This window comes from Nocardiopsis endophytica (genome assembly GCF_027706725.1).
Taxonomy (GTDB): Bacteria; Actinomycetota; Actinomycetes; order Streptosporangiales; family Streptosporangiaceae; genus Nocardiopsis_A; species Nocardiopsis_A endophytica.
In genome coordinates, this window is record NZ_JAQFWQ010000160.1 from 1 (window position 1) to 13,577 (window position 13,577).

12 protein-coding genes are annotated in these 13,577 nt (G+C 75.4%); 8 read left to right on the top strand and 4 right to left on the bottom strand.

Translation table 11 applies throughout. The annotated features are described in order from the left end of the window. Window positions 1-84 precede the first annotated feature (84 nt). The 4 genes from O4J56_RS30440 to O4J56_RS30455 all read right to left on the bottom strand — a co-directional run bounded on the left by O4J56_RS30440 (window position 85) and on the right by O4J56_RS30455 (window position 5,235). The gene (locus O4J56_RS30440) at window positions 85-864 is read right to left on the bottom strand and encodes a hypothetical protein (protein ID WP_270690582.1); all 780 of its coding nucleotides are present in this window, start codon (window positions 862-864) and stop codon (window positions 85-87) included. A 69-nt stretch (window positions 865-933) separates the two neighbouring features. Further along, entirely contained in the window at window positions 934-3,732 is a 2,799-nt protein-coding gene (locus tag O4J56_RS30445; RefSeq protein ID WP_270690583.1) for a protein kinase domain-containing protein, read from the bottom strand. Window positions 3,733-4,220: 488 nt separating this feature from the next. After that, complete coding sequence (locus O4J56_RS30450) at window positions 4,221-4,544, bottom strand: DUF2470 domain-containing protein (RefSeq protein ID WP_333563834.1); 324 nt, start codon at window positions 4,542-4,544, stop codon at window positions 4,221-4,223. 136 nt (window positions 4,545-4,680) lie between these two features. Further along, window positions 4,681-5,235: a YceI family protein gene (locus O4J56_RS30455; RefSeq protein WP_270690585.1), complete on the bottom strand. Its 555-nt coding sequence runs from the start codon at window positions 5,233-5,235 to the stop codon at window positions 4,681-4,683. Between the two features lie 195 nt (window positions 5,236-5,430). On the opposite strand from O4J56_RS30455, the gene O4J56_RS30460 reads away from it, so the two are divergent. The 8 genes from O4J56_RS30460 to O4J56_RS30495 all read left to right on the top strand — a co-directional run bounded on the left by O4J56_RS30460 (window position 5,431) and on the right by O4J56_RS30495 (window position 13,023). Next, on the top strand, window positions 5,431-6,135 hold the full coding sequence (locus tag O4J56_RS30460; RefSeq protein ID WP_270690586.1) for an SseB family protein: 705 nt from the start codon (window positions 5,431-5,433) through the stop codon (window positions 6,133-6,135). A gap of 582 nt (window positions 6,136-6,717) precedes the next feature. After that, window positions 6,718-7,539, top strand: coding sequence for a prepilin peptidase (locus O4J56_RS30465; protein WP_270690588.1), 822 nt, complete (start codon window positions 6,718-6,720; stop codon window positions 7,537-7,539). Between the two features lie 176 nt (window positions 7,540-7,715). Beyond that, window positions 7,716-8,894, top strand: coding sequence for a chorismate synthase (gene aroC, locus O4J56_RS30470; protein ID WP_270690589.1), 1,179 nt, complete (start codon window positions 7,716-7,718; stop codon window positions 8,892-8,894). Between the two features lie 5 nt (window positions 8,895-8,899). Next, window positions 8,900-9,430 (top strand): shikimate kinase, encoded by a 531-nt coding sequence (locus tag O4J56_RS30475; protein ID WP_270690591.1) that lies wholly within the window; start codon window positions 8,900-8,902, stop codon window positions 9,428-9,430. Beyond that, window positions 9,427-10,509 (top strand): 3-dehydroquinate synthase, encoded by a 1,083-nt coding sequence (aroB, locus tag O4J56_RS30480; RefSeq protein ID WP_270690592.1) that lies wholly within the window; start codon window positions 9,427-9,429, stop codon window positions 10,507-10,509. Before O4J56_RS30475 ends, aroB begins: the two co-directional genes overlap by 4 nt. 488 nt (window positions 10,510-10,997) lie before the next feature. Next, window positions 10,998-11,561 carry an elongation factor P gene (gene efp, locus O4J56_RS30485; RefSeq protein WP_270690593.1) on the top strand — a complete coding sequence of 188 codons (564 nt, stop codon included), beginning with the start codon at window positions 10,998-11,000 and terminating at the stop codon, window positions 11,559-11,561. Between the two features lie 34 nt (window positions 11,562-11,595). Then, window positions 11,596-12,009 carry a transcription antitermination factor NusB gene (gene nusB, locus O4J56_RS30490; RefSeq protein WP_270690594.1) on the top strand — a complete coding sequence of 138 codons (414 nt, stop codon included), beginning with the start codon at window positions 11,596-11,598 and terminating at the stop codon, window positions 12,007-12,009. A gap of 213 nt (window positions 12,010-12,222) precedes the next feature. After that, entirely contained in the window at window positions 12,223-13,023 is an 801-nt protein-coding gene (locus O4J56_RS30495) for a methyltransferase (protein ID WP_270690595.1), read from the top strand. The last annotated feature ends 554 nt before the right edge of the window (window positions 13,024-13,577 follow it).

Below are 13,577 nucleotides of genomic sequence, written 5' to 3' on the forward strand. Positions count from 1 at the left end.
GGGGTCGCGCCGCCCCCGGGCGGGCCGACGCCGTCGTGCACGGCCGCGGACGGCGGGGGAGGCGGCGCCGACCGCGCCCCGTGCTCAGTCGTCCCAGGGGACGGCGGCGAGGATCCGTCCCCCGTGGAATCGGCGGAAGGCCGCGTCGATGCCCATCCCGGGCAGGTCGAGGGTCGGGACGAGTGTGCGCCGGACGGCCCCGCGCAGGTCGGCCACCGTGGCCGAGTCCGGCACGTGCGCGCCCGAGGCGGCAAGGACCGGGTCCCGTGAGGCCCGGGCGGTCACGGCGTCGACGACCGGGGCAAGTGCCGGGTCATGCCAGGCACTCCAGTCGTGCTCCGGATGCCCCGTCGTGCCCGCCTTCTCCGTGAAGTCGCTCCAGAGGACGTTGAAGAAGGCATCGCGGATGCTGTCGAAGCAACCGTTCTCCACCGCGAACGCCGCGCTGCGGGCGGCCTTCGCGAGGATGACGAACCAGTCCTCCAGCGAGGGGGCCTCGAATCGGCCGTCGATGCTGTCCCAGAAGGAGAAGACGCCGTTCCACTCACCGGTGTCGGCGGCCACGTCGACGTAATAGGCCTCGGCCAGGCCGTTGGTGTGCAGGACGCGGAAGGTCCCCGGTTCCCCGCACCGGCTGTAGAAGGGGCCGCCGGGGTCGCCGTTGGCCTCGTGTTCGACGGTGAACTCCTCGTCGACCCGGCCGCTCGGCCCGAGTGTCCTCAATCCCGAGGTCACACGGAGGACGCGCCGGACGTGCTCAGGTACGGGGACCTCCCAGCCGTCCATTGCGGCGTCGGTGAGGCCGGGGAGGGGCTCCACCCACCCGTTCGCCGCGGCCTCGGCCGCGCGGAGTTCGGCGATCACCCGCCCCGGAGCCGGACGGTCCCGTCCCCGCGTCCGCGCGCATCCTGCCATGGGGTGAGGACGGGCGCATCACCCTCCGAGCAGGCCGTCCAGGGGGACCAGGATTCCGGCTCCCAAGGTGAGCAGGCCGCCGGCGGCCAGCAGGACCGCCATCGCCACCGACCCCGCCACCGCCAAACGGTAGGCCCCCAGCTGGGTGCGGGCCTTGCGCTTCTTCGACGCGGCCGTCCTGCCCAGCAGCACCAGCACCACCGCCAGGACCAGCGGCGACCACCACTGCATCGCCGCGTCGCCCGGCACCAGGCCCGCCAGGGCGGACGCCCCGTCGGCGACGGTCGTCACCGGGGCGCTGTGGCGGAACCCCAACAACCCCTCGTACAGCCCCAGCACCAGGTCGCTGGACGGGAAGAACCCCTCCGGCGGCAGCATCGCCCTGCCCGTCGCGTCCAGCGCGCCCAGAAGCGCCGCCGGGTAGGCGAAGCGGCGGCAGCGGCCCGCGGTCATCGCGCGTTCGATCTGGCGCAGGCCCTTCGCGGTCTTGTCGGGACGCCGGTCCTGCCCCTGCGGCCCCTGCGCCGGGCGGTACCGCGCCAGCGGGTCGTTCGGGTCGTAGGGGGGATAGGGCTGCCGCCCGGCCTGGCCGGAGCCGCCCGGATCCCCAGGCCTCTGCCACGGCCATGCCCTCCCGGGCCCCGCCTGGCCGGGCCCGCCGGGCTGCTGGCCGGGTGCCCCCTGCCCCTGTCCCGGCCCCTGTCCGGTGTCCTTCCGGTGGGTCACGCTCGTCAGGTGGCCCCGGGCCGACGCCAGGGCCTCGCCGCTCATGCGGCGGGCGCTCTCCCAGCGCTCCTTCCGGCGCATCCGCCCCTCGGCCTGCGAGCGGCGCCGCACCTCGGCGCCGACGGCGGTCGCCACCGGCGTCACCAGGTCCAGCGCCACGAGCGAGGCGTTGGTGCCGATCTCCCCGGGCGCACCCGCCAGGGCCGACCGCCTCAGCTCCGCCCACCAGTCGGCGTGCCAGGCCGGCCCCCGCTGAGCCGGGTTCCACGCCTGCGAGCGCAGCCACCGGCGCTCCCGCGACGCCGCCTCCGGGTCCAGCACCAGCTCGGCCGCGTGCGCCCACGCGCCGTCCCAGCCGTGCCGGTCGAGCCCGGAGAAGTCGCCCGCGCCCTGCTCCGTCAGGCGCCGCACCGACGCCTCGGCCTCCCGCATCACCCGTGGGACCTCGTGCTGCACCCGCTCCAGCAGGGCGCACCGGTGCGCCCCTTCGGCGTGGCAGCCCGGGTGGCCGCACCAGTGCCGGGCGGCCAGCCCCACCGCACCGGTCTCCACGGCCTCGCGCAGCAGCTCGTGCCGGGCCCGCTCCCCGGTGGCCAGCGCCAGCACCCCGTCGGCGCTGACGTCCAGGCCCCGGTAGCGCGGCGTCATCCCGGGGATGTAGTGCGCGGCCAGGGCGCTGATGGCGGCGTGCGCCAGCTCGGGCCGGTCCTGCAGCGCCGTCAGGTGCTCCCGGTCGAAGGTGTAGTCGTTGACCTCCCGGTCCAGCCAGGTGCGCAGCGCCGACCAGTGCGTGCGCAGCCACATGGCGCCCTTGTCGGACCGGTCCTGCAGGTCGAAGGCGAGGCTGGGCGGGTCGGCGTGGGTGGTGCCGGCGGACACGATGGGCGCGTTCCGGCCCGCCCGCGCCACCTGCGGGGTCTCCCCGTCGAGCCACCGGCGCACCTCCTCGGCGCCCCACCGCTCGGCCGGGACCGGCGCCAGCAGCCCGCGCACCAGCAGCCGCCAGCGCTCGTCGGCCACCGCCGACACGTCGATCTCGTCGGTGCGGGCGGTCAGCCAGTTCTCCCGGCGCGGCGGGCGCCGCCCGGCCACCATCTCGTGCGCCATCACCCCCAGCGACCACCAGGCGGCGGGCGCCTCCCGCCGCCCCTCCACGACCTCGGGGGCGGCGTACTCCTCGGTGATGGCGAGCGTCCCGTAGACGCGGCTCATGGTGGCGCGCACCGCCCCGCCGAAGTCGGTCAGCGCGAACACCGGCGGGTCCACCGACCGGATCAGCAGGTTCTCCGGCTTGACGTCGGTGTGGTTGTGCTGCAGCTCCTCCTGCCAGTGCCGCAGGCAGTCGGCGACCGCCCCGACCAGCTCCCGGGCGCGCCCGTCCTCCAGCGGCGCCCCCTCCAGCAGGGCGCGCAGCGACCCCTCGGGGAAGTACTCCTGCGCCTCCCAGGCGACCTGGTCGCCCCACGTGCTCCCCGCGTGCCCGTACCCGTGGATCGAGGGCGCGTGCGGGTCGGCGGTGCCGCGCGCCCGCAGCCGCTCCAACAGCTCCCGGTTGATGTCGTGGCCCGGCCGGTACACCTTCAGCGCCAGCCGGGTGCGCGGCCCGTCCCCGGCCGGGGCGGCGGGCTCGGCCAGGTAGACGACGGCCTCTCCGCCCGCGCCGATCCGTCCGAGCACCGTGTAGCGGCCGCGCAGGTCGGCCGGGACCGCGTAGTCCAGGTCGCCGGCCGGGCCGACCACCACGCGCGCCACGATCCGGGCGAACCAGGAGGAGACGGCGGCCACGGCCCTGCGCCACCAGGCGGGCCGCCCCGCCTGGTGCACGGCGGTGGCCCCGGCCGCGGCACGGGCCGCCTGCCGGGGCACGGACGCCCGCGCCGTGCGCGCCGTCGGCCCGGTCGGCGTTGTTGCGCCCGCCCCGGAGGCGCCGCCCTGGCGGCCGACACGGACGGTCGGACCGGAATCGTCCCCGCCGGGGCGCAGTACGCGGGTGACCCATCGGGTCTTCTTCTCCGCGACAGGGTCGAGCCGGGTGGTCTGCGCCGCCGGGTCGTGAGGGGTGTCGGGGTCGCTGTGCTGAGGATCGGCCATCGTGCGCGCGGCGTCCTTCGTCTGCGGTCGGACCCGGACCGGAAAGGCCCGGGAGGGGGACTCGGCGCCTCCCACACTAGGCGAGCCGCGCCCGCGTGACGGGGGGACGATGCCCCATTCTTCCCCTAGTGGTGACCCGCGCCACAGGGGTCCGGTTCGTGGGGGATGAGGACGGGAGGGTCCTAGGGAGAGGGGGCGGCGGGGCGCGGAGGAGAACCGGTGGTGAAGGGGCCCGGGAGCGCAGGAGCGGCCGTGCCGGAAGGGCGCAGGAAGTAGGAGCCCGCGCGGAGGGGTGGACGGACCGCAGGGGGCCCAGCCCCGCCGACTCCGCCGCAGAACCCCGCCCCTGCGTCGTTGATCTCGGGAAAAGCGCCCCTAAAAGCGGCCCGGAAGCGTCGTTTCTCCCGAGATCAACGCCGGGCACACTCACCTACTCCGCGCGCCTTCTCAGGAGGACAGGGCGTCGGCGCTCGGCGCGGGACGCGGCGTCAGTGCTCCGCGTGCGGCTCCACGCCCAGGCGCTCGCACGCCTCCTTGTACATGCGCACGACCTCGCGGCGGATCTCAGCGCGCTCGGTCAGTCGCCGCGACCACGGGATGCGCACCGCGACCTCCTCGCCGCCGACCTCGGCGGTGTACTCGCCCGCGACGTCGTCCAGCCCTGTCATCCGGGCCGCCGACGCCTCGGGGACCCCGCCCAGCGCGCGGCAGATCAGCAGGGTGTCCTCGGCGTGGTCATCGTTCATGTGCGCGGTGACGGCCCGGACCACCTCGGGTGCGAACGGGGAGTCGGGGGAACCTTCGGACGGCACGGTCGTCCTCCCTGGAATCGGCGGTCCGGGCATCGGCGGGCACAGGCCCGGGGCCGCCGTTTCCGGACGGCGGCCCCGGGCCGGGTCCCTATGAGGCTATCGGCGCGCCCCTGCCGCGCCGCCCCCGAACCCCCGCTCACCCCTCCTGCAGGGTGAACTCGGCGTCGATCTCGATGCTGATGCGGTCGCCCACCACGACGCCGCCGCCCTCCATCGGCATCTCGATGTCGACGCCGAACTGCTTGCGGCTGATCTGCGTCTCGGCGTGGAAGCCGGCGCGCTGCATCCCGAAGGCGTCCTTGAGGGCCCCGTTGAACTCCAGCGTCAGCTCGACCGGCTGGGTGGTGCCCTTGATCGTCAGCTCGCCCGCGAGCAGGAACTCCTCGCCCGACGGCCGCACCCCCGTGGACACGAACGTCCACTCCGGGTAGGCCTCGACCTCGAAGAAGTCCGCCGACCGCATGTGGTTGTCCCGCTGCTCGTTGTCGGTGTCGATGGAGGCCGGGTCGATGGTCGCCCGCACGCTCGAGGCCAGCGGGTCCTCCGGCACCGTCAGGACCGCGTCGAACTTGTCGAAGCGCCCCCGAACCTTGCTGACCATCATGTGCCGCACCGTGAACCCGACCATCGAGTGCACGGGGTCGATCCGCCACGTGCCCGGGTACAGCCCGTGCTCAGGCGTCTGGGTCATGGGTTCCCCTCTCATCACCGCCGGTGGACGCCACCGGCACCGGAGTTCCGATTGTGCAGGAGCGACATCCAAGGCCGAGTAATCCGAACGGCAACGGCGCCCCGCCTTCCCCGGGGGTGACTTCTGACTCGCCCCCGCGCCCGAACCGCCGTTCGGCCTCCTCCCACCGCGCGCGTGTGGGTAGAGTCGCCAGTCGTGACGAGACCGACCATCACCGGCGCCCAGCGCTACCGAGACGACGACGGATCCGCCGACCCCGAGGTGGCGGCACGCCTGGAGGCCCACTCCCGAGGGGAGGTCGGCGACCGCCAGGTGCTCGCCGCGCTCGCCCCCTCCCGCCTGCTGGTCCCCGTGGTCGCCGTCTCCACCGAGGTCGGCGAAGGCGCCGGCGGTCTGGCCGTGGACAAGCAGAGCGAGGTCGCCCTGCCGGTCATGTCCGGCAAGGACGGCCGCCGCGGCGTGCTCGCGTTCACCAGCGTCGACGCGGTCAAGCGGTGGCGCGAGGACGCCCGCCCGGTCCCCGTCCCCGCCGACGAGGCCTGCCGGGCCGCCGTCGACGAGGGCGCCGACGCCCTGGTGGTGGACGTGGCCGGCCCCTTCCCCTACACCGTGCAGGGGCGTTTCCTCAGCGTGCTCGCCGAGCGCGGCGAGGTGCCCGACCCCAAGGACGACCCGCAGGTTCTGGCCGTCATCTACCGCATCACCCACACCGAGTTCGGCATCGACCGGGTGCGCGTGCACGCCTCCGAGCGCGGCGACATCGGCGTGCGCCTGGAGCTGGACCGCCGCGACGACGCCCAGCTGCGCCGGGTCGCCGAGCGCCTGGCCGCCGACCTTGCCCCCATGCTCCCCGGCGGCGTGGAACTGAGCGCCGTGGTGCGCGCCCGCAAGGACGGCTGAGCCCCGAACGCCTGAGGCCCGTGCCGCCGGGGTCCGAGCGGCCACGTCCCGAACGGCCGAGGGCCGGGCAGAGTGCCCACGCCTGCCGGATGCGTCCACGACCGCGCTCTCGTGCATGGGCCTCCGTCCGACCGGGTCGGTGCCATCTCCGCGCCCCTGAACCGGGGCCTGCTCCATACCCGGAGTCCTGACCGGGAGCCCTCCCGTCTATTCGGGTATCCGACGGCCCTGACCGCCCCGGGTCCTGTCCGGAGTCCCCCCGCTCGGCCCTAGTGGTCGTCGGCCTCGGGGAAGTCGTCCATGAGAGCCCGCGCGGATGGGCGGGTGAGCTCGGCGTTGATCTCGGGAGAAACGACGCTTCCGGGCCGCTTTTAGGGGCGCTTTTCCCGAGATCAACGGGGTTCCGGACCGGAGGGGCGCGACTCGGCGGGACACCGCCGAACTCCAGATGGGCCCCGGCCCTGACCGCCCTCCCCGGACACGGGCGCCGGACACCGCACGTGCCCGCAGCGGCGTCGACCCCCGCCTGCCCCTGCCCGACCTCCGGCGCGGGCGCCGCCCGGTTCCGGTAGGTTTCCGGGCATGCCCACCCCCCTCGACATCGCCCTGGCCGCGGTGCTCGCGCTGGTCGGCGCCGCCGTCGGCTCCGCGTCCGGGCGGCTGGTCCGGCTGTTCGTCGCGCACGACCCCGAGCCCGACGACACGTCCGGCCCCCCGCCCCCGACGTGCCCGCACTGCGGCGAGGCGGTGCCGTTCCTGCGCGCGTTGCCGGCCCCGGCGGTGCGCGGGTTCGCGCTGCGCGGCGCCTGTCCCGGCTGCGCCCGCCCCCTCCCGGGGTCGCCCCTGGTGACCTGGGGGACCGCCGTGCTCTTCGGCGCGGTGGGCCTGGCCGCCGGTGCCGCCGAGGGCCGGACCGCGCCGGTGGGCGTGGCCGCGATGCTGTTCCTGGCCGCCGTGGGCATGGTGCTGGCCGTCGTGGACGCCCGCGTCAAGCGCCTGCCCGACGTCCTGGTCCTTCGCTCCTACCCGCTGGCCGCCGCCCTGGTAGCCGCCGCCGCGCTGACCTCGGGCCCCGACTGGGGCGCCCTGATCGGCGCGGCCGCGGGCGGCGCCGGGCTGTTCGCGTTCTACTTCGTGCTCTGGTTCATCCACCCGGCCGGAATGGGGTGGGGAGACGTGAAGCTCTCCGGGCTCCTCGGCCTCTACCTGGGGTGGCAGGCCGGGTTCGGGGGAGTGGTGTCGGGCACTCTCCTGGCCTTCATCGGCTCCGCCGTGGTGGGCCTGGTCCTCATCCTGCTGGGGCGGGCCACCCGCAAGACCGAGATCCCGCTGGGGCCGTACATGATCGGCGGCGCCCTGGCCGTCGTGCTGCTGGGGGACCCGCTGGCGGCGTTCACCGCATGACCCGCGCACCGGGGCGGGCACCGAGCGGGGCATGGTCCCGGCGGCGCGGTCCGGCCCCGTCCGGACGCGCCCCGGCGCCCGCCGCCGCCCATGCGCACCGCGGCACCGCGGCCCCGACCTGACCCGACGGCGCCTCCGATGTGAGGAGCGCACCCGCGCCGTGGGAAGATCGTGCCATGTTGCGCTGGCTGACCGCGGGTGAGTCCCACGGGCCGGCCCTGGTCGCGATCCTGGAGGGCCTCCCGGCCGGCGTGTCCGTCTCCTCGGACGACATCGCCGCCGCGCTGCGCCGCCGACGCGCCGGGTACGGCCGGGGAGCCCGGATGAAGTTCGAGCAGGACGAGGTGCGCCTCCTCGGGGGCGTCCGGCACGGCCTGACCCAGGGCGGGCCCATCGCCGTCGAGGTGGGCAACACCGAGTGGCCCAAGTGGGAGAAGGTGATGTCCCCCGACCCGGTGCCGCCCGAGGAGCTGGAGGGCGCCGCGCGCAACGCGCCGCTGACCCGCCCCCGCCCCGGCCACGCCGACCTCGTCGGGATGCAGAAGTACGGGCACACCGAGTCGCGCCCCGTGCTGGAGCGCGCCAGCGCGCGGGAGACCGCCGCCCGCGTCGCCGTGGGCGAGGTCGCCCGCCGCTTCCTCGACCAGGTGCTCGGCGTGCAGGTGCTCAGCCACGTGGTCGCCATGGGCCCCGTCGAGGTGCCCGAGGGCACCCAGCCCGGCCCCGGCGACCTGGAGCGCGTCGACGCCGACCCGCTGCGCGTGTTCGACCCCGAGACCAGCGCGCGCATGGTGGAGGAGGTCGACGACACCAAGAAGTCCGGCGACACCCTCGGCGGCGTCGTGGAGGTCCTCGCCTACGGGCTGCCGCCCGGCCTGGGCAGCCACGTGCACTGGGACCGCCGCCTGGACGCCCGCCTCGCCGGTGCCCTCATGGGCATCCAGGCCATCAAGGGCGTCGAGGTCGGCGACGGCTTCCGCACCGCCGCACGGCGCGGGTCGGCCGCCCACGACGAGATCGAGCCCGGCCCCGACGGGGTGCGGCGGCGCACCAACCGTGCGGGCGGCGTCGAAGGCGGCATGACCACCGGCGCGCCGCTGCGGGTGCGCGCCGCGATGAAGCCCATCGCCACCGTCCCGCGCGCGCTCGACACCATCGACGTGGTCACCGGAGAGCCCGCCCAGGCCCACCACCAGCGCAGCGACGTCACCGCGGTGCCGGCCGCCGGGGTCGTCGCCGAGGCGATGACCGCCCTGGTCCTCGCAGAGGCCGCGCTGGAGAAGTTCGGGGGCGACTCGGCGGACGAGACCGCGCGCAACCTCAAGTCGTACATGGACGCGCTGGAGATCACCTGAACGCCATGAGCACACCGATCACGGTCCTCATCGGGGCCCCCGGGGCGGGCAAGACCACCGTCGGCGAGGCGCTCGCCCGCCGCCTGGGCGCGGAGCTGCGCGACACCGACGCCGAGATCGAGGCGCGCGCCGGCAAGGCGGTCGCCGACATCTTCGTCGAGGACGGCGAGGAGGCGTTCCGCGCCCTGGAGCGCGCCGTCGTCGCCGAGACCCTGGCCGAGTGGGAGGGCGTCGTCGCCGTGGGCGGCGGCGCCGTCCTCGACGCCGACACCCGCCGCGAGCTGGCCGACCGGCACGTCGTCTACCTCCAGGTGGAGTTCGAGGACGCCGCCAAGCGGGTCGGGCTGAACCAGGCCCGGCCGCTGCTGGCGGGCAACCCCCGGGCCCGGCTCAAGAGGCTGCTGGAGGAGCGCCTGCCCGTCTACGAGGGGCTGGCCACCGCCACCGTCTCCACCAGCGGCCGCCACCCCGAGGAGGTCGTGGACGCCATCGTGGAGCTGCTGCCCGAGCGCGGCCGGGACGGGGGCGCCCGGTGAGCGCGACCCGCATCCCCGTGAACGATCCGACCGCCCCCTACGACGTCGTCGTCGGCAGCGGCGTGTTCGGCGAGCTGCCCTCGCTGGTGGGCGAGCGGGCCGAGCAGGTCGCCGTGGTGCACCCGCGCGGCCTGGGCGAGCTGGCCCGGCCCGCGGTCGGCGCCCTGGAGGCCGCCGGGTACCGCGCCCACCCCATGCCGGTGCCCGACGGCGAGGCCGCCAAGGACGCCGCCGTCGCCGCCGACCTGTGGTCGCGCATGGGCCGCCTGGGCTTCACCCGCACCGACGCCGTGGTGGGCGTGGGCGGCGGCGCCACCACCGACCTGGCCGGGTTCGCCGCGGCCACCTGGCTGCGCGGCGTGCGCAGCGTCCTGGTGCCCACCACCCTGCTGGGCATGGTGGACGCCGCGGTCGGCGGCAAGACCGGCATCAACACCCCCGAGGGCAAGAACCTCGTGGGCGCCTTCCACCCCCCGGCCGGGGTGCTGTGCGACCTGGCCACCCTGCCCGGGGTGCCGCACGCCGACTACATCGGCGGGCTGGCCGAGGTGGTCAAGGCCGGGTTCATCGCCGACCCGGCCATCCTCGACCTGGTGGAGGACGACCCGGAGGGCGCCACCCGGCCGGACGGGCCGCACACCCGCGAGCTCATCGAGCGCGCCGTGGCGGTCAAGGCCGACGTCGTCTCCTCGGACCTGAAGGAGAGCGGGCGCCGGGAGATCCTCAACTACGGGCACACCCTGGGCCACGCCATCGAGCGGGCCGAGAACTACACCTTCCGGCACGGGTACGCGGTGGCGATCGGCATGGTCTTCGCCGCGGAGCTGGCCCGGCTGCACGGGCGCATCGGGGACGACCTGGTGGACCGGCACCGGTCGGTGCTGACCTCGGTGGGCCTGCCCACCGGGTACGCCGCCGAGGTGTGGCCGGAGCTGCGCGAGGCGATGCGCGTGGACAAGAAGACCCGCGGCGCGGTGCTGCGCTTCATCGTCCTCGACGGCCTGGCCGAGCCCGGCCTGCTGGAGGGGCCCACCGAGGAGCTGCTCGACACCGCGTACGAGGCGGTCGCCGCCTCCTGAGGCGCGCCCGGCCGGGGCCCGACCGGGTCCCGGCCGTTCCGGGCCCCTGGCCCGGCGGGCTCCGACCGGTCCGTGCCCCGCCCGCGTCCGGCCCGCACACCGCCCGTGCGCGGGCCGAACCGCCGCTGGACGGCCCGGCGTCCGGTAGGCTGGCCCGGTCGGGTACCGCTGGACAGGCGGGAACGGAGCCTTCGGGTTCGAAAGCCCGTGGAGACCGTGTGGGACCGGCCGCGGCGCCGGCACCGGTCGCCGAAGCGGGAACCCACCGAGACCCGCGCATCGCGGGTGGGAGGAATCCCGGTTCACCAGGACCGGGAGGACGCCAATAGACTGCCGTGTACGAACCGGCGCACGGCGCCGCCCGGGCGGGAGCGACCCGCACCGGCGGGCGGCGGCCCGAGCCGGACGGCCGGACCGCGCCCCGCGGCCCTCCAGCGCACCGGCGCCGGAGGACCGGGCCCCACCGACCCCTTGGAGAGACGACCGAAGTGGCCACGACGAACGACCTGAAGAACGGCATGACCCTGAAGCTCGACGGCGGCGAGCTCTGGAGCGTCCTGGAGTTCCAGCACGTCAAGCCCGGTAAGGGGGGTGCGTTCGTCCGCACCAAGCTGAAGAACGTCACCTCGGGCAAGGTCGTCGACAAGACCTTCAACGCCGGCATCAAGGTCGAGACCGCCAACGTCGACCGCCGCGACATGCAGTACCTGTACCACGACGGCGACTCCTACGTCTTCATGGACAACGACACCTTCGACCAGCTCAACGTCCCGCAGGACGTCGTCGGCGACGCCGCGAACTACCTGCTGGAGAGCGCGGTCGTCACGGTCGCCACCTACGAGGGCAACCCGCTCTACGTGGAGCTGCCCGCCGCCGTCGAGCTGGTCATCTCCCAGACCGACCCGGGCGTGCAGGGCGACCGCTCCACCGGCGGCACCAAGCCCGCCACCCTGGAGACCGGCGCCGTCGTCCAGGTGCCGCTGTTCATCACCACCGGCGAGAAGATCAAGGTCGACACCCGCAGCGGCGACTACCTGGGCCGCGTCAACTGATGCGGGACGTCGACGGCGAACGGGGGGAACGGCAGTGAGCGGGGCGCGGCGCAAGGCCCGCAGACGAGCCATCGAGGTGCTCTACGAGGCCGAGCTGCGCGGCGCGACGGTGCCGGAGGTGATCCAGCGGCGGCGGGCCCAGCCCGAGCCGCCGATCAACGAGTTCACCGAGCAGCTGGCGGCGGCGGTCGACGAGCACCGGCGGCGGATCGACGAGCTGCTGGACGAGTACGCGATCGGCTGGACGCTGGAGCGCATGCCGGTCGTGGACCGCAACATCCTGCGGATGGGCGCCTACGAGCTGCTGTGGGCCGAGGACATCCCCGACGGGGTGGCCGTCGCCGAGGCGGTGGCCGTGGCCAAGGAGCTGTCCACGGAGGAGTCGCCGACCTTCGTCAACGGGCTGCTCTCGCGCCTGATGGAGAACAAGGCCCGGCTGGCCCTGTAGGGCGCCCGCCGGGCCTGGGGCTCGACGGGCGGCCCTCGGGGTTCTGGCGCGTGCGGCCGTCGGCCGGACCCCGGTCCACCGGAAGGGCGCCCCTGGCGGGGCCCAGAACGGTAGGGTCCGGGACCGGCGCCGGCGGTGGGCGCCACCGGGGGCACCGGGGTCGTCCCGGGATTCCACGGGAGCGGGAAGACGTCCCACGGGAAGGGGACCTGCGTGAGCGAGAAGGCGGTCGGCACCACGGAGGGCGAGGCGGCGCGGGCCGCCGCCCGGTCGGCGCCGTGGACGGCGCGCAGCGCCGTGGTGTGGGAGGCCCTGCGGGAGCTGCTCGCCGAGCTGGGCGGCGGGGACCGCCGCGACGGCGGACCGCTGCGCATCGTGGACGCGGGCGGCGGCACCGGAGGCGCCGCGGTCCCGCTGGCCGCCCTGGGGCACGAGGTGACCGTGGTCGAGCCCAGCCCCGACTCGCTCGCGGCGCTGGAGCGCCGCGCGGCCGACGGCGGGGTCCGGGTCCGCGGCCTGCAGGGGGACACCCGCGACCTGGCGTCGCTCCTCCCGGCCGGGGACGCGGACCTGGTGCTCGTGCACAACGTGCTGGAGTACGTCGACGACCCGCAGGCGGCGCTGACCGACGTCGCGGCGGCCGTGGCCCCCGGCGGAGCGGTGAGCGTGCTGGCGGCCAACGCCTCGGCCGCCGCCCTGCACCGCGTGCTGCAGGGCGGGGTGGCCGAGGCGCACCGGATGCTCCAGGACCCGCAGGGGCGCTGGGGCGAGTCCGACCCCATGCCGCGCCGGTTCACCGCCGACGGCCTGGCGGCCCTCGCCACCGCCGCGGGCCTGGAGGGCCCGCGGGTGCGGGGAGTGGGCGTCTTCTCGGACCTGCTGCCCGGGCGCGCCTATGACACGGGCACCGTGCAGGAGGAGGAGCTGACCGCCCTGGAGCGCGAGGCCTCCGCCCGCCCCGAACTGGCGGGCATCGCGACCCAGCTGCACGTCGTCGCCCACCGCCCGGACTGAAGGCCGACGCCCGCCCGAGGAGCGCCCTTGCCCGGCGATGACCTCGGTGAGGGGCGCCTGTAGGTGGACGCCTCATGGTCCGAGGCGCCGTGTCCACCATCCGTTGGCCGGCCCGGCGGAGGCATGAGGACGGCGACGAGGACGGGTGGGCGCCCCTTGCCGCAGCGCTGTCGGGTACCTGGCGTGTGCGTGGTCACCGTGATCGGCGGCGACGGCCGGAGCGGGGCGGTTCCCCGGCCCTGCCTGCCGGGCGCGAGGCCCCTCGCGGTCCGGGTGGTCCCGCGACCGGGCGGGTGCGTGGGCGCCCGCGTCCGTGGCGGCCGTCGGCCCGGTGTTCCTGCCCGGAGATGACCTCGGTGAGGGCTGGGCGGGGTGCGGGGGCGTCTTGGGTGGTGAAACTGACGCCCGATCCGCCTAAAAGCGTCGATTTCACGACGCAGGATGCCCGCCCCCTCTTTCGCTGTCCGGTATGCCTGGATTGCCCCACCCGGACGGCCCTCCCCGCGATGATCTCGACGGAAGTGCTGTCAAAACCGCCGGAATGACAGCACCCT

Excerpts from the sequence above, each read along its gene's own strand:
- O4J56_RS30445 (WP_270690583.1), bottom strand. The coding sequence starts at position 3,732 with ATGGCCGATCCTCAGCACAGCGACCCCGACACCCCTCACGACCCGGCG.
- O4J56_RS30455 (WP_270690585.1), bottom strand. The coding sequence starts at position 5,235 with ATGACCCAGACGCCTGAGCACGGGCTGTACCCGGGCACGTGGCGGATC.
- O4J56_RS30465 (WP_270690588.1), top strand. The coding sequence starts at position 6,718 with ATGCCCACCCCCCTCGACATCGCCCTGGCCGCGGTGCTCGCGCTGGTC.
- aroC (WP_270690589.1), top strand. The coding sequence starts at position 7,716 with ATGTTGCGCTGGCTGACCGCGGGTGAGTCCCACGGGCCGGCCCTGGTC.
- O4J56_RS30475 (WP_270690591.1), top strand. The coding sequence starts at position 8,900 with ATGAGCACACCGATCACGGTCCTCATCGGGGCCCCCGGGGCGGGCAAG.